The 15,338-nt window shown below is 52.0% G+C and carries 12 protein-coding genes; 6 read left to right on the top strand and 6 right to left on the bottom strand.

Annotation, left to right across the window (positions count from 1 at the left end; translation table 11 throughout):
- Window positions 1-14: 14 nt before the first annotated feature.
- Entirely contained in the window at window positions 15-1,094 is a 1,080-nt protein-coding gene (locus tag EHN06_RS10195; RefSeq protein ID WP_127332484.1) for a saccharopine dehydrogenase family protein, read from the bottom strand.
- 181 nt (window positions 1,095-1,275) lie between these two features.
- Between EHN06_RS10195 and EHN06_RS10200 the strand changes: the two genes are divergently transcribed.
- Window positions 1,276-2,280 (top strand): acetoacetate decarboxylase (ADC), encoded by a 1,005-nt coding sequence (locus EHN06_RS10200; RefSeq protein ID WP_127332485.1) that lies wholly within the window; start codon window positions 1,276-1,278, stop codon window positions 2,278-2,280.
- Between the two features lie 70 nt (window positions 2,281-2,350).
- On the opposite strand, the gene EHN06_RS10205 is transcribed toward EHN06_RS10200, so the two are convergent.
- From EHN06_RS10205 to EHN06_RS10215, 3 genes are all read right to left on the bottom strand, one after another.
- Window positions 2,351-3,283, bottom strand: a complete 933-nt coding sequence (locus EHN06_RS10205) for an NAD-dependent epimerase/dehydratase family protein (RefSeq protein ID WP_127332486.1) — start codon at window positions 3,281-3,283, stop codon at window positions 2,351-2,353.
- A gap of 145 nt (window positions 3,284-3,428) precedes the next feature.
- The gene (locus EHN06_RS10210; protein ID WP_127332487.1) at window positions 3,429-3,839 is read right to left on the bottom strand and encodes a MerR family transcriptional regulator; all 411 of its coding nucleotides are present in this window, start codon (window positions 3,837-3,839) and stop codon (window positions 3,429-3,431) included.
- Between the two features lie 133 nt (window positions 3,840-3,972).
- The gene (locus EHN06_RS10215) at window positions 3,973-4,299 is read right to left on the bottom strand and encodes a rhodanese-like domain-containing protein (RefSeq protein WP_127332488.1); all 327 of its coding nucleotides are present in this window, start codon (window positions 4,297-4,299) and stop codon (window positions 3,973-3,975) included.
- 154 nt (window positions 4,300-4,453) lie between these two features.
- On the opposite strand from EHN06_RS10215, the gene EHN06_RS10220 reads away from it, so the two are divergent.
- Entirely contained in the window at window positions 4,454-6,169 is a 1,716-nt protein-coding gene (locus tag EHN06_RS10220; protein WP_127332489.1) for a protein adenylyltransferase SelO, read from the top strand.
- 149 nt (window positions 6,170-6,318) lie between these two features.
- Window positions 6,319-6,732, top strand: a complete 414-nt coding sequence (locus EHN06_RS10225; RefSeq protein WP_127332490.1) for an ACT domain-containing protein — start codon at window positions 6,319-6,321, stop codon at window positions 6,730-6,732.
- 114 nt (window positions 6,733-6,846) lie between these two features.
- On the opposite strand, the gene EHN06_RS10230 is transcribed toward EHN06_RS10225, so the two are convergent.
- Complete coding sequence (locus tag EHN06_RS10230; RefSeq protein ID WP_127332491.1) at window positions 6,847-7,443, bottom strand: NADPH-dependent FMN reductase; 597 nt, start codon at window positions 7,441-7,443, stop codon at window positions 6,847-6,849.
- Between the two features lie 921 nt (window positions 7,444-8,364).
- Here EHN06_RS10230 and EHN06_RS10235 point away from each other — a divergent pair.
- Together EHN06_RS10235 and EHN06_RS10240 are read left to right on the top strand one after the other, a co-directional pair.
- Window positions 8,365-9,039: a hypothetical protein gene (locus EHN06_RS10235; RefSeq protein ID WP_127332492.1), complete on the top strand. Its 675-nt coding sequence runs from the start codon at window positions 8,365-8,367 to the stop codon at window positions 9,037-9,039.
- Window positions 9,040-9,050: 11 nt separating this feature from the next.
- Window positions 9,051-10,019: a hypothetical protein gene (locus tag EHN06_RS10240; RefSeq protein ID WP_127332493.1), complete on the top strand. Its 969-nt coding sequence runs from the start codon at window positions 9,051-9,053 to the stop codon at window positions 10,017-10,019.
- 311 nt (window positions 10,020-10,330) lie between these two features.
- On the opposite strand, the gene EHN06_RS10245 is transcribed toward EHN06_RS10240, so the two are convergent.
- Window positions 10,331-11,134 carry a site-specific integrase gene (locus EHN06_RS10245; RefSeq protein ID WP_127332494.1) on the bottom strand — a complete coding sequence of 268 codons (804 nt, stop codon included), beginning with the start codon at window positions 11,132-11,134 and terminating at the stop codon, window positions 10,331-10,333.
- A 1,029-nt stretch (window positions 11,135-12,163) separates the two neighbouring features.
- Between EHN06_RS10245 and EHN06_RS10255 the strand changes: the two genes are divergently transcribed.
- Entirely contained in the window at window positions 12,164-15,331 is a 3,168-nt protein-coding gene (locus tag EHN06_RS10255; protein ID WP_127332495.1) for a putative bifunctional diguanylate cyclase/phosphodiesterase, read from the top strand.
- Window positions 15,332-15,338 lie beyond the last annotated feature (7 nt).

Raw genomic sequence — 15,338 nt, forward strand, 5'->3', positions numbered from 1 at the left:
GAGTTGCTCAGATACTAATGAATCACCAAGTCTCCTGACTCAGGCAGACGTGTGACAAGATCTGCACCAACAAGCCTGGATGGTGTATAGGCTCCACCCGTTGGCTGGCTCTCCATCAGATGTTCGATAACCGCCAAAGACCCGGTGATCGTCAGGCTATAACCATTGGCCGTTCGTATTCGAGCGGTTTTCTTTTCACCCCGGGTGTTGGTGGCTTCACCCCAGACAAAGGTGGGCATCTTTGCCCGCGCCGCTTCATCGGGGCCTTTAACCGTCCTCGCAATACGTGCCTTGATGAGCTTCTGGACAAATTTGATGCCCAGTAGCGGCCGGACATAGTTGGCACTCCTGGCGCTTTTGATCATCCGGGGAGAGCCTGGAATAAAAACTTCGATATTCGGGATGCCGGTGCTGTGATACGCAGTGGACACGTCCCCCCAGGGGATGGTCATGGCATCTTTCTCCCCGTCGCCGAAGTCGATGCGGCGTACCTGATAGGCCAGAGGCACTGTCTCGATCCTGCCATCACGGCGCACCTTTCCGCCCTGGGCCAGACCTTCCACGGAGGTTTTCGCCGTGCCCGGTGAAAAACCGGAGCGAGAATCGAAGCCCAAAGCCAGGTGAGTGGCATCCGGCAGGGCGGCTTTCAGGGAGGCCGCGACGCAGTCGGTGGGAATCACGTCGAAGCCCACCCCCGGACAGAGCACGATGCCGGCGGAGCGGGCCTTGTCGTTGAGGGACTGTGCCAGTTCAAACACGGCGATTTCACCGGTGATATCCAGGTAGTTTGCCCGTGCCGTTATGCAGGATTTCATCATGGGTTCCGCCGTGGCGGAGAAGGGCCCCGCACAGTTCAGCACCAGCGAGAAACCTTTAATCTGTTGAGTCGCCTGCTCAACGTTATCCAGGCTGAAACCAATGGCTTCCAGGCCAAGTTCATTGGCCAGCGCCTGAGCTTTTTCAAGGCTACGCCCCGCGAGAACTGGCCTGTGTCCACGGCGCACCGCCTCCCGGGCAATCAATTCGCCGGTGTAACCGTAGGCACCATAGATCATCCACGGCTCTTGTTCGCTCTGCTTGTTCTGCTCACTCATGATGTTACTCCTGATTATCGTGTTGCTTGAGATACTGCAGCCTCTGTGTCGTTGTGGAACGACCTTAACTTTGAAGTAAGCTTTAAGGTCAAGCCTGTATTTTGCGCTTGACCTTAAAGTTGGATTCAACCTTAAGGTGCCTCTGTCCGGTTCAATGCCATCAACACAGAGGTGAGAAACTATGAAGGTAAGACATATTGCACTAACAGCAGGTGTCATCCTGGGCTCAATGATGCCCGCGGCATGGGCAGTCGGCCCCGCAACCGACGAACAAGGGCACAGCACAGTGATCGATATCGCCGGCCACGATGTGCCTGTAGTGAAAGAAGGGCTGTATGACCGTTTTCGCTCCAACCCGCCTTTGTCCGTGATCGAGGAAGAATCCCCTGACACCGATTTGAGCTGGTTCAAGACCCTGGAGAAAACGAAAGTGAACATCGGGTTTGAGTCGTATTCGCCGAACTTTTACTACGAGAACAGCAAGGTAACGGCCATCTATACAGCGGATCTGGACCGGTTAAGGGAGTTAATGCCCGACGAGGTGCTGGAGCAGGTAGAGCCACTTCAGGTATGGCCGGGTCGCGGGCTGGTTGCCTTGACCGCCTATGCGTATCACTACTGTGATAACGACAGCTATAACGAGATCTCGCTGGCGATTGTCACCAACAAACCGGGCGACTCGAACCTGGGGCCGATCAGTCTGATCAGTCAGTCCATGTCGAAGGATTTCTGGGGCTATGTTCTCAAACTTCCGGTCGACACCGAGCTGGCGCGAGTCAGGGGCGTGGTGGGCTACAATCTGCCCAAATGGCTCACAGGGATTCAGTACCGCGAGAACGCCGAGTCACTGACCTTCGAAGTCATGGACCAGGAAACCGGTGAGCTGGACTTTGTGCTGGAAACGGCCAAGCTTGACGATGTGTCCGAGGAGCCGTCCCTGGTGACCAACAGCTTCACCAATATCGATCAGGAAGGCGAATTGACCTATGGCTATGCCGTGTCACGCCAACTCAGCTACGCGTCCAGCATGAGCGACGATACCGTCAATCTGACCCTGGGGGACGGCGGTTTCTCCCGCTATATCAAGTCGCTGGATCTGGGGGAAATGGTGCGTTATGACTACGTGCCGGACTTCCAAAGCGCCTTGTACGCGCCTGAATCTCTGGCTTCCTTGATAAAGGAATAAAGACTGAAACGTTTCGAAGGATGCCGGCTCAGGGAATAGCCGGCATCTTTTGTCCCGCAGAATAGGGCGATTAACGGCCTGTCTGCTCATCCCGAATCGTAGTCAGCCCCTCACGATAGGTCGTGACCCTGAAATCCGGAAACCGGGATTTGAACTTGTCCGAAACGAAGAGGTTGTCCGCCTTGTAGCGGGGCAGCAGTTCCTCGGTTTCCCGAATCGTTTTGTTGGCCCGTGAGGCCAGCCAGAGTTGCCAGTGCTTCAACACCTTGTAGTTGGCATTCACGCCGAATATCTCCGCTGCCAGTTCAACGAATTGCCGGTACGTGAGGCGGTTATCGTCGCAGGGTAAATGCCAGGTCTGCCCATAGGCATCCGGCGTGTTACCGAGCAGGGCCATGGCACGGCTGGCGTCCGGCGTAAAAATCAGGGTTCTCAGGGTATCGTCACGCAGAAAGACCTTTGCCGGCTTTCCGGCAAGCAGATTGTCGATCACCGTGGTATTGGTAATGCTTTGCGTCTTTCCCGGCCCGTAAAATTCCGGAGCCCGGCAAATCACCGCCTCGACACGATCTTGCGCCATGGAATCCAGCAGCATCCGGGTTATCTCAGCGCGGGCCTGGCCTTTGGGCCCGTTGGGAGTGAAGGGCGCATCTTCGAGTTGAGGCTGACTGGTCTGAGGATACATATAGGTGTTGTCGAAATACACCAACCTGGCGCTGTGGGCCTCACAGGCATCGATGACATTTAGCATCATGACGGGCCAGCGCTCCACCCATATCTGGCTGTCGATGGGCAGGCCCGCGGTCATGTAGACGATCTCCGAGCCTTCCACCGCTTGCAGGGTCTGCGAGGCATCCATGAGGTCTGCGCTGACCAGCTCGTCAGTGTCATTGATCTTCTCGGGTTTGCGGCTCACCACGCGTATGTCGCTGGTGAAATCCCGCTTCAGGCTCCGGGCCAGTTCGCGCCCGATCTGCCCGCTTGCACCCAATATTGTTTGCATGCGTTAAAACTCCTACGTTAGCCCATCTCAATGGCTAACCTTAAGCTTAAAGCTAACTTCAGAGTCAACAAATGATACCGATCTCCTGGGCACTGGCCAGAACCCGCAATCCGCCAAGGCGACGGCGAAGCAGGTAGCGTATTTATTATGAGTTGCCCATTCCAAACTGCGACAAAACGCGCTTGGCGTTGGTGGCACAGTCCATGTCATCTGGCTTTGCCTCAACCTCAGCCAGGACTTCCACGAGCTGCGCTTTGCTTTGTGCAAGCCTTTCCTGAATTTCCTCGATGTCACGGATCTTCTGGCGAAGCGTAGTGAGCAACGAACCGTGATCCCAGTCAGCCAGATCAGCAGGCAATAGCGCGGTAAGCTCATCAAGACTGAAACCCGCCTGCTGTGCGGTGGTGATCAGTTTGAGCATCGTCACCGCTTCAGGGGGATAGGTTCGATAACCGTTGGCTTTACGACGAACCGTTTTCAGTAGGCCGATTCGCTCGTAGAAACGGATTCGGGACGGGGCAAGGCCTGTGCGTTCGGCCAATTCACCAATTCTCAAGTGCGGTACCTGGGTAAATCGTGTGGAGCTTTGACTTTAACCCCGGCGTTCTGTGGTTACAACTTCGTTTACTTCTAAAGGCTGCCCTTGCTTAGGGCAGCCTTTCAGGAACGTCTTCTGCTGCTGGAACCAGTCAAGCGGCGCGTTTCTGGTTGAACCAGTCCTCGGTGCCGCCTTCATAATCGTAGACTTCCGTAAAACCGGCATCTTCCAGCTTCCTGGCAGCCTTGGGAGAAGCATCACATTCGAAATTCGCGCAGTAGACGACTATTTTCCGATCCTTACTGCCAGCAACTGCCTCTACCTGTTCCAGAAAGGATGGCTCCTCCACCGGAATATTGATGGATGTGCGGATATGTTCTCGGTTGAAGGCATCCCTCGGCAGGACGTTGATGAGCACAAAATCTTCGTGCTCAGTCTCGTTCATTTGTTTGAGGTCGTCACGGCTAATGCTCTTCATAGCTTTTCTCCTTCGCTGAGGAAATGGCTACCTCAGTAGTTTACTGTGATGGCCTGGGGCTTGATTTCAAGGTGTTTGGTGGATCTGATGGTGGAGTACACGGCTTTTCTCGTAGACTGTTACCTATAATCAAACCAACGCTTGAGGAGTCCCTATGATAGAGCGACGTCACCGGGAAACGCCCACAACGGTCGCGACCCTCGACGATCTCGCACCGTTGGCAGACTATTCATTCATGGACACGCTCAACTGCGATCCCGAGGGGAAAGCAAACGGAGCTGACCACGCCCCTCGGCAAGTGTTCTCGGGTCACTATGTTCCGGTCAAACCCACGCCAATCGAAAACCCAGAATACGTCGCGCATGGGAAAAGCCTGTTTCGCGAACTGGGTTTCGACGACGGCATGGCCCAGTCCAACGACTTTCTCCGCATGTTCTCCGGTGACTTATCCCGGGTTCCGGAGCCTCTGCGCAACGTGGGGTGGGCGTGTGGCTATGCACTTTCTATCTACGGCACCGAATTCTACCAGCAATGCCCGTTCCAGACCGGCAATGGCTACGGCGACGGTCGCGCTATTTCGGTGCTCGAGGCTGTCATCAACGGACAACGCTGGGAAATGCAGTTGAAAGGGGCAGGGCGCACACCTTACTGCCGCGGCGCGGACGGCCGGGCCGTTTTGCGCTCCAGTGTTCGGGAGTTCCTGGCCCAGGAGCACATGCATGCGCTCGGTGTACCTACGTCACGGTCTCTGAGCCTGTACGTGTCAAAGACCGAGCAAGTCAGGCGCCCGTGGTATTCGGAGGGCTCACGCTCAATAGATCCGGATATCCTTATATCCGAGCCCGTTGCCATCTCGACACGTGTTGCGCCGTCGTTCATTCGGGTAGGGCAGCTCGAGCTCTTTAGTCGTCGTGCTCGCAAGCAGGAACACCCGCAGGCGATGGAGGAGCTCGAGAAGCTCGTCTTGCACCTGATTGATCGTGAGTACGGTGACGTGATCGACCAGTCACTGGCCACTGCCGAAAAAGTCGTGTTGCTTGCACGTGAGTTCCGCAGCCGACTAACGTCGCTTGTGGCGAACTGGATCCGTGTTGGCTACTGCCAGGGTAACTTCAACAGCGACAACTGTGCGGCGGGCGGCTTCACGCTCGACTATGGACCGTTCGGATTCTGCGATGTATTTGATCCGCAGTACCAACCATGGACGGGTGGCGGGCATCACTTTGCGTTCCTCAACCAACCAGCAGCGGCCGAACGCAACTTCCACTCGTTTTGTTTGGCGGTGCGGCCTTTGTTGGCAGGGCATCCGGACTACATGCGGCAGCTCGATGAGATTCAAAGTGAATTCCCGAACGTAATGCAAGACCAAATGGAGCAGATGTGGGCGGCAAAACTCGGACTTGATGCTTTTGACGCGAACTTGTTCAGCGAGCTGGCAACGCTGATGATGCAAACGCCCGTGGATTACACCATGTTCTTCCGGGAACTCTCGTGCTTGCCAGATGACATCAAGCCACTCAAGAAGAGCTTCTACAAGGGCCCGACCTATGCTGCAGACCCTGAAGGGCTGGACAAGCGCTGGTCAGCGTGGCTCACAAAGTGGCAATCGCTCACTCGACCTGCCTCGCGTGAGGAGCTTTCCAGTCAGATGAAGCGCGTTAACCCGAAGTACAGTTTGAAGGAGTGGTTCGTTGTGCCTGCTTATCAGCAAGCGGCAGCGGGTAACTACGCTTTGCTGCGAGAACTGCAGGACGTGATGACGCAGCCATACGCCGAACAATCGGAGGACGTAGAGAAGAAATACTACAGGCTGAAGCCACTGGAGCTCTTTGAGATGGGTGGACTGTCACACTATAGCTGCTCGTCGTGACCGGGTATCCAAAATCATCGAGGACAGTAATCACCCGATAATCTCCTGAACCAGCCGTAGAAAGGGAATAATAATAAGTTTGCTGTGAAGACCACAGAAAGTGCTAGGTTTTTGTTATGCCCACGGCGTTCTAATAAAGGATCGTAGAGATGATGCGAACAGAGTTTCTCCAGGAATTGATCAAGCAACTCTCGCCGAAACTGGATTCGACGACCTATGTCTACTGCACGGTGCCCAAGGCAAAGTATGGCGAATTGGAGCACCTCAAGCCGATTGTCAGCATTGCCGAACTAGAAGGTCTTACCCTGGTTATTCCTCTCGAGCAGGCGGAAGCCGAGGGCCTCGACTACTACCGAATCTTCCGCCGCATCACTCTCGAAGGCCACTCCAGCCTTGAAGCCCTGGGGCTCACATCTGTAGTAACGAGCCTGCTGGCCGAACGGGGCATTACCACCAATGTCATCGCAGGGTTCTATCACGACCATATGTTCGTACCCAACGATCGCACCGATGAGGCCATCAAAGCACTGAGGGAACTAGCCAGTAACCCAGGTGGCGAGTAGGAATGAGTCGAATTCTTTAGCACTTTTTTTCTCGGCCTCAAATTGGACGACCACAGAAAGTGCTTTCCTGATCGCTGTCGAGGTGGATGAACGCACAACCAGCCTCAGATTGCCTCACTCGTGGCGCTCTCCCATCTGTCGGAGGACTTCTTCCAGGCTGACTTTCGCACACACCGTATCCTTTACGTACTCTATCAAGTTGGTCGCGGAGCTTCGGATCAGCTTTTCCATATCCGCATCCAGGCAAGCGCCGTCGGGATCAAAAATCTGCTGAACCTTGGCAACCGAAACCACGGCTGGCAACGGAATGGCACCCACATGCGCACAGATGGCCCTCAACTGCTCTGTGGATTTGATCGCGCCGATCACTCCGGCGGCCACGCCCAACAACGAAACAGGCTTGTTTGCCAACATACTTGGGAAGCCCAGATTATCAATTGCCAGCTTCATTGGGCTACTGATTCCCCCGTGATACTCCGGCGAGGCCAGCAGCACAGCCGTGGAATCCTTTACTGTGTTCTGGAACTGTTCGATGGCATCGGGATTTTTCGCAGGCAGCCCTGGCAACGGCAAATCCAGGTGCTCCAGGTAGGTTGGTGTCACTTCCACATCCGGGTATTTGGCCAATTCGTCCAGGGCCAGATTTAACGCCATTGATGTATAGTTGCCTGGGCGGACACTGCCGCAGATAGTTGCAATCTTGATGGGCATGGTCATATTCCTATGGATACGTGACGTGTCGAAAACCCGGTACCAACTCAACGTGGAGTTCGGTCAGAGAATTGAGAGGGACTGAGCCCTAACTTGAGTTTTCCAACGGTTTGCAAAATATAACCGTAGTTCATGGCTGTTATCTCTACCAGATGGGAATCGTTTGAGATTCGCTGATAGTTCGTCCACCGAATAGTTTCTTTTTATTTTCCAGGCACCTGCCATACTGGACGGGTCGCGGAAGAGGGCGCTTTCACGGCTCCCTTTGGTTTCGAGGAGCGGCCGATGCCGTTGCCGCACCCAATGCACCGGATTCTCCTGAAGGCAGGACATAAAGCAAAATGGTAAAAGTTCTATTGAAGGGGTTCGATGAAATTTTGGATTTTTGCTTCCAGCGTTGACTTGCTTGTCTTTAACTGGCGGCAACAGAGAGAAGGGCATCGCCAACGACCGGAGTTAAACAAAAGCGGACATTCGCACCCCCCACTTATTTAGCCGCTTTTCGAGCCAATTTGAATGTTGGTGAACCACTTCAGCTGTTCGGCAACCGATCAAACGGACTTAACTTGCACCCAATGATTGAAAAGCTGGCCGGATTTTTTTCAACTATGGATGGACCTAATTCGGGGTAGGGTCACTCCTGTACAAGCCGTGTGGCTGAGCTTGGCTGATCCGGGATAGAACGAAAAACCAGCGACAGAAAATCGCTGGTTGTTCTTAACCGAATTACCAAAAGTAACCAATTCACTACCCTCCCAAACAGTTTTATGTAGCCGACTTGGTCACACTTTGTTGAACCGTAACATGACATGAACAGACTTCAGCAAAGGGACTTCCTGATGAGTAGATTTAAGAGTTTCGGCGGTAAGATTTCATCCCAGGCCCAAAGTTGGGCGGAAGCAACGGGAGAATGGGGCGAACGTGCTTGATTTTTCTGGGGAAGTAGAAAAGTATTTTGGACGAGCGGATGGCGAGCAATTTCCTCGGTTGCAAGCATGGGAGATCATTTATGACTACGTCAACGATCCTCGATTCCAAAACTGGTCAGACTTGGCGTCTGAGCAAAATGTGGAGAAGACCGCGCTGCATCTTGGATTTTTCCTATCTAATTGGGGAATGTTCAGAGGTTCTTCTGGCTTGATGAAATCCAATCTGCGTTTCTTCCGGAAAATGGTTGAAGTTCTTTTTACTCAGATCCCCGCTGATCTTTGGAACTTACATCTGGACGAGTTCACTGAAGATGCCTGTGAGCATGTGAAACTTCTCGATTGCTCATTGGAGAAGCTACGCGGACATTTGGAAAAAATCACAACGCCCACCGACACGTTGGTAACCAAGATACTCATGGGGATCTGGGGGGAATGTCCTGCCAGAGATCTATACTTTGAGGCTGGTTTTCGGAGTGTATATCCGGAGATGCGCGTCCCTCGGTTCTCTGGCGAGTACATGGTAGGTTTGAACCAATTACGCGTACACGAAAACTGGAGTCTCCCGGTAAAGAAGACTGCTGGTGGTAACAGATATCCCGCTGCAAAACTCATCGATATGGCATTCTTTGAAATAGGTTTTAGAGCCAAAAGCGGACAAAAATTGTAAGGAGAGGTGTTTTGTTTAGTGTGATTGGGGATATCCTTAAACGCAATCTCATTGGTGTCATCCAAATTGTTGCTATACCTCTCATCGGCCTCTTCTTGTTCGGTCAATATATCTACGAGTCCTCATATGACTTATTTTTTAGCAACGAGGATCATTTCCTTGAGGCAGGTCAAAATTTTCCAATGAGTGTTCCCCGGGAGTTAATCATCGGGAGCGACCGAAAATACCTCATGAGGTATTCCTTAAGTCCCGCCAGTGCGATCAATACGTTTTCCCAATATGTTGGTTTTATTGAGATCTATGATCTTCACTCTGAGCGATCTGTGTTAAGCAAAGCAATCAACAAAAAAAGCCTGATCAAACATGCGAACGGGCGAGATAGTCTTCAGGATGAGGTCATGGACCAACTAACGACCCTATCGAACAATGAGGACAACCGGTTCGCGAACGCGATTGTCCCGAATAAGGGCGAATCAATAATCGTTATTTCTGGTAAGAATTGGATCTCGAAAGGCGGTGCTTACTACACAGAGCTGGACTTGGAAAAGGATACGGCGCTCGACTTGTCTGGACTGGATGAGTCGTATGTTCATGCAGAAAATCGTGGGACTGAACTCCCCTATTTTATCCGATTCAGGGTGAATAGTTCAGCCGATTCAGCTGAGGTCCAGTATTCCTCAAACCAAGGAAAGGGAAAGTTCACAATGACCTCGGTATCGAGCTATTTTCCCTCAGGCGCTTATCCTGAAACCTTCGAGACGTTCAAGGATTACCTGATTATTAACTCACGGAAGGAAGGCTCAATTAACTGGATCTACGTATTTGATCGGAAGAGCGGCGATCTCGTACGCGAACTGTGCTGCACCGAAGGTTGGACCAGCAGGGTAATCTCAAGTGATGCTGGATCAGATTATATCGCGTCAGGAGGGGATGGAGACCACAGCATAAAGCTCTGGAACCTCTCTACCTTTCAGAAATAAGCGACTGGAGGAGAGGGAAGCAAAAGATAGCCTGTAAAACTTAGATAACCCTAGGGCCATATTTTCAGTGAAACGGGAGGGGAGGAAGCGGAGTCACTCCGCTCAGGAAAAGGTCCGCTTTGGTGGCCGGTCTGAATGTTCGCTTTGCGACCGAACCCAACTTTACCTGCAAGGTACCAAGGTATCTCCAATTGCCAGGATATTATAGATTTAGCAGACTAAGATCTTCGTTGAGGTGATCACGAGCCGGGGAGGGCAGCTATGTGCCCGGCGGTATCAGCAAGTAGGGCTGAACGTTTTTATTTGTTGGATTAACTAATATATCGGTACCCCGCATCTTGCAACGCTTCCTTAAGTGACTCCTCCGGAGGCTCTTCATAAATAAGGGTCGTTGACGGTGACACATGGCCAGCAATCTTTTGAGCGACCTTAACGGACTTCTTTTGTTCATGAATGATATTCGTCATTAAAGTCCTCCGGCCACTGTGGGAGCTGGCTCGCTCAATACCTCCCCATTGCCGCTGCATGAGAGCCAAGTGTTCCTGGAGAGTATTGGGAGAATAGGGGCCTCCTTTTTGAGTCAGGAATAGGGGATCGGTCTTTTTCACTGAAGGTTGCGCCGCCAAGCGGATCGCAAGGTGATTTTCGATAGCTGTTCTCAGTGCGATGTCATCCATTGGAAGATCACGCGATTTACCACGATGTTTTTTGACCTCAGGATAAAAATCCTCCGGTTTGATCTCGGCGCCGGCCTTGGCCATGGTTTCAATTCGCTGAACAAGCTGGTGGAAATCGTGAACACTAAAACCGATCCGACGCCGTTGATACGTGGATTTGGACCGCTTCAACGCATCGGCACCCTTAGTGTAAGCCGCAGGCAACGCAAGGATTTCCTTAAGTTTGAAAGAGCGCTGACCAGAGCCCGAACTCCCAGGGCCAAGCTCAGCGACGTCTTTGATCTGGAGCAGCGCGATCTCCTGAACTCGAAGTCCGAGCTTGAAGCTGATCTGAACCAGTGCCGTATTCTTTTCCGGGTAACGATGCTCTTTGATCTCACCCAAGAGGTGGGCGAACTGATCGGGCGTGAGCACGCGCGCCTGGCCGGTTTTGCTCATCGGATAAGCTCCTGGTAAGCCGCTACGATGCGAGGAGAGGGTAACGATAAAATCCGTAATAATGTTATTTTAACGGATTTCTGGAGTTTAGTAGAGAATTAGTATGCTCAGGGCACCCAGGCAGACCCAATCATCCCAAACGGACATTGGTTGCGCCTTGTAACGTCCATTTCTTCCAGAGCTGACGACTACGGTTTTCAATAATCAGGAGCGGATCGTCTCAACCGGATTATCGATAACACCGTTCCAAGTTTTCTCTCATGTCACAGAGAGGTTCCGAGGCTGCCATAACAAAAATCCGTGCTCCGATTCGCATGATACTTATCGAGAGGTATGGGGGATGTCTTATACCGGCATCGGCCAATACCTTTCGCGCCCAGGACATTATCTAAAATTGCAGAGTTCCGTCAGAGCTGACGCTATTCCACAATCGAAATTAACCGCCAAATCCAAGGCACTGATCGCCCGAAAGGCGCTATTCGAGAAAAAACCGAAAAACGTTCAGAATCATGGATATAGAAAGGTGGGCGACGAATTTAGTACTTCCTGTGAAAATTTAGTACTTTCTGTGGCTATTCTTTAGCACGTTCTGTGGTCGTCCAAAAATCCGTAATAATGTTATTTGAACGCATACCGTACTGCGCATAATGTATATTATGTTAAATGTGATATTGGCTAGCCAAAATTGATTTCAAATATCGATGCCCTTCTCAGTAACACCCTTTGCGATGGCACCGCCTAGCACTTCGGTTGCTTCGTTACCCTGCTTCCTGGTGCCAAAAGCGCACGTCTCTGTAAAAAGAATCTACGGAATCTTCCGGTTGCTCGGGTAATTCTGAGTAATAGGTACCCGCTATCATCCGATTGAAAGCTGTCCTCGTGCAAAACGAAAAGTTGGAATATGCATTTGTGGTAAATACCTATCTAATATTTTGCATTAAATTACACATTTTTCCGAGAGGATCGCTATTTTCCCTCGTATTACGATACCAACAACTGCACCTCCTTGTATAAGGCGACCAGCCCAAAATGAAAAGCCCTCCATCACCCTTTATTGCAGCAGAGCTAGAAGTTGAAGATCGCTCAATCAGAATGCTTAGACTACAATCTAGTCTATTTTTGCTGTTCCTGAGCGTACTCGTTGGTGGTTTATTCGGTATATTGATTTTTCTATTCCCGGAGATTCCCCTTCCGACGAATCAACGTATTCCCATACCTCTCAGCCTCATCATGTTGGTCGGCGGTCTCGTCGGTAGTACCATTGCCCTAAAAATACTTCGCGGGCATAGACGAACGCTTCTGCTCAGTTGCGATGGAATCTTGGCTGGCTGGTTGGGAGTGACTGCTTCATTCCTGTTGGCGTTTATGGCTAGCATCGGCACACACGTCGAGCGCCATAATGCCGCCAAATCCACACTCCACCACTACAGTGCAGAACTTAATCATAAAATGGAAATGACGGTTCAGCTTTTTAGCCGTGTAGCTCAACGCTGGGCTGCACTGGATTTCAATGTTCGCCGGGGGCTGACCGATGCTGGAGCGCACTGGTATTTCCGGGATTCTCCGGCCCTGCGTGCGCTGTTAGTGCTGGCTGAGGATGGAACACAACCCTGGAGGCGAGGGAAAAAAGCTGAGGATCTTTTTTGGCTGATCGAAAAGGTCAATGATCAAGAAGTAAGCCGCTGGATCGACCAAACGCGGGCCGCAGGGCTTACCAGTGCTTGGCATTTCCCGGACTTAAGTCAGCCGTCAATCGCGATGTTAATGATTACCCCGGCGCATCCGACAAAGACTAGTTTCATTACGGTGTTGGATCTTGAAAAGATGTTGAAGCCAGATGCCCGCTCAGCACACCGCGACTTCGGGATTTCTATTGAGCATGGCGAATCAGCACTCTCACGGGAACCGCACCATGGGCAATTTGATGTCTATGAACGTATCGCGACGGATATTCCAAACAGCCCTCGTTTCTACCTAGTCGCCACCTCAGGCCCTGTCGATCTGCTGTCGGTTGCCGGGTCTCTGCCTTTTGTTCTACTTGTTTTTGGTTTGATGACCAGTTACCTGCTGGTTATGGGACGCAGCCTTTTAACCATTCAGCAGGAGCAAGCTGCTGCTCTGAGCTTGTCCGCACAGCAATTTCGCTCTCTCTTTTCCAAGTCGCCAGAACCGGTTTTTGCCTTTGACTGCCTGGGAACCTATCAGGCAGTAAATCCGGTAGCTCGTGGGATTGCGGGCCTTTCAGTGCGAGATATGGGCGTTGTTCGTTACCACGACATATTAACACCTGACACCATAACCGCTCATGATTTCAAGACTTTTGACACAGCCTTCGGAAAAGCTGTCGCCGGGAAGCCGCAGCAGTTCGATGTGCGGTTTGTAAATGCTCAGCGTCGGTTGCACGATTACGAAATTGCGTTTGTTCCGATAGTGGTCAACGGCGCCGTAACGGGTGTGTTCGGTATTGTGAAGGATATCACCGACCGCGTAAGCGCCCAGGAGAATCAGCGCGTGCTGCAGAAGAGTCTGGAGTCCAGTGATAACGCGGTTGTCGTGGTGGACGCTCGTGACGAACAGCTGCCCGTGATCTTTATTAACCCTGCGTTTTCTCGAATGACCGGTTACGAGCCGCACGAAATGAGGAGCTCCCCAATACAGAGACTGGTTGGCCCGGAAACAGAGTCAACAGACATTGAGGTCATTCGCATCGCAATAACATCCGGAGCGCCGGCAAGCCTCACCCTGAAGTGCTATCGGAAAAATGGTGCCCCCTTCTGGACCCAGCTGTCCCTGGCGCCCGTGAAGGATGAAGCCGGGGCGGTAACCCACTTCGCAGCACTAATGAATGATATTTCCGAGAAAAAAGAACAGGAAAACAGACTGGCCTACCAGGCGACCCATGATGTCCTCACCGGGCTGGCGAATCGTGCTCTGTTCGAAGATCGACTAGGACATGACTTTGAACTCGCTCGGCGCAATAAACAGATGCTTGCGGTCATGTTTATTGATCTGGACGAATTCAAACCTATTAATGACACTCTAGGGCACAAGGTAGGCGACGCCTTGCTGGTCAGTATCGCCCGGGCTCTGGAGAGCGCCACCCGGCCTACCGATACCCTCGCACGCTTTGGGGGTGATGAATTTGTGCTTTTGGTTCCAGACCTGGATGACGTGTCTGAGGCTGAGGACGTGGCTTCACGCATTCTGAATACCCTTGCTAGACCTCATCAGGTTGGTAACCACGAGCTGTACATTTCCGCCAGTATCGGGATTGCATTACAGGACGAAGCGATGAGCTCTCCGGAAAAGCTCATCCAACAAGCCGACATGGCTATGTACAAAGCCAAGCAGCAAGGGAGGGATACCTTTGAGGTGTACACCGGCGATCTTGATTCCAAACTCTCAAAACGCGTAACTCTACGCAATGATCTCCAGGAGGCGATCAGAAACGAGCAACTCTATCTGAATTACCAGCCGCAGGTAGACCAGAATGGCCGATTCTGTGGTCTGGAGGCGCTGGTTCGCTGGAAACACCCCATAAAAGGCTTTATCTCACCGGCTGACTTCATACCGGTTGCAGAGGAAACGGGGCAGATCGTGCACCTGGGACGATGGATAACGACAAAAGCCTGTCAGGATGCCAAGTTGTTGCTCGATATGGAGCTTCTGAGGGGCCGCATGTCAGTCAACCTTTCACCTCTGCAGTTCCATCGCCCAAGATTCTTGAGCACTTTGCAGTCAGTGCTGACAAAAACGGGGCTTCCGGCTGATTGTCTTGAGCTGGAATTGACCGAAGGCATTTTGATGAGAGACAGTCAGGGCGCCATTGAGATCCTTCGGGCCCTGAACGACATGGGAGTCACCACTTCGATCGATGATTTTGGTACCGGATATTCCAGCTTTAGCTACTTGAAGGACCTGCCCGTCCACAGCATCAAGGTTGACAAATCTTTCGTAGATAATTTGGTGACTAACCCTAAAGATGCTGCCGTTTGTAAAGGCGTTATCACTATGGCTCGGGAAATGGGGCTCAATGTGGTCGCTGAAGGCGTTGAAACACGCGAGCAGTTTGACATCCTGAAACAGTACGATTGCGGTGTCTATCAAGGCTACCTGTTTGCTCGCCCCATGGATCTGGAAGATCTGCTTCCCTGGATACACGCCAGGATCGGCATTGCAGGTGAGGCTCGGGTTTGAAAGCCTA

The sequence above is a fragment of the Marinobacter sp. NP-4(2019) genome, assembly GCF_003994855.1.
GTDB lineage: Bacteria > Pseudomonadota > Gammaproteobacteria > Pseudomonadales > Oleiphilaceae > Marinobacter.

Excerpts from the sequence above, each read along its gene's own strand:
- EHN06_RS10195 (WP_127332484.1), bottom strand. The coding sequence starts at position 1,094 with ATGAGTGAGCAGAACAAGCAGAGCGAACAAGAGCCGTGGATGATCTAT.
- EHN06_RS10200 (WP_127332485.1), top strand. The coding sequence starts at position 1,276 with ATGAAGGTAAGACATATTGCACTAACAGCAGGTGTCATCCTGGGCTCA.
- EHN06_RS10205 (WP_127332486.1), bottom strand. The coding sequence starts at position 3,283 with ATGCAAACAATATTGGGTGCAAGCGGGCAGATCGGGCGCGAACTGGCC.
- EHN06_RS10215 (WP_127332488.1), bottom strand. The coding sequence starts at position 4,299 with ATGAAGAGCATTAGCCGTGACGACCTCAAACAAATGAACGAGACTGAG.
- EHN06_RS10220 (WP_127332489.1), top strand. The coding sequence starts at position 4,454 with ATGATAGAGCGACGTCACCGGGAAACGCCCACAACGGTCGCGACCCTC.
- EHN06_RS10225 (WP_127332490.1), top strand. The coding sequence starts at position 6,319 with ATGATGCGAACAGAGTTTCTCCAGGAATTGATCAAGCAACTCTCGCCG.
- EHN06_RS10230 (WP_127332491.1), bottom strand. The coding sequence starts at position 7,443 with ATGCCCATCAAGATTGCAACTATCTGCGGCAGTGTCCGCCCAGGCAAC.
- EHN06_RS10245 (WP_127332494.1), bottom strand. The coding sequence starts at position 11,134 with ATGAGCAAAACCGGCCAGGCGCGCGTGCTCACGCCCGATCAGTTCGCC.
- EHN06_RS10255 (WP_127332495.1), top strand. The coding sequence starts at position 12,164 with ATGAAAAGCCCTCCATCACCCTTTATTGCAGCAGAGCTAGAAGTTGAA.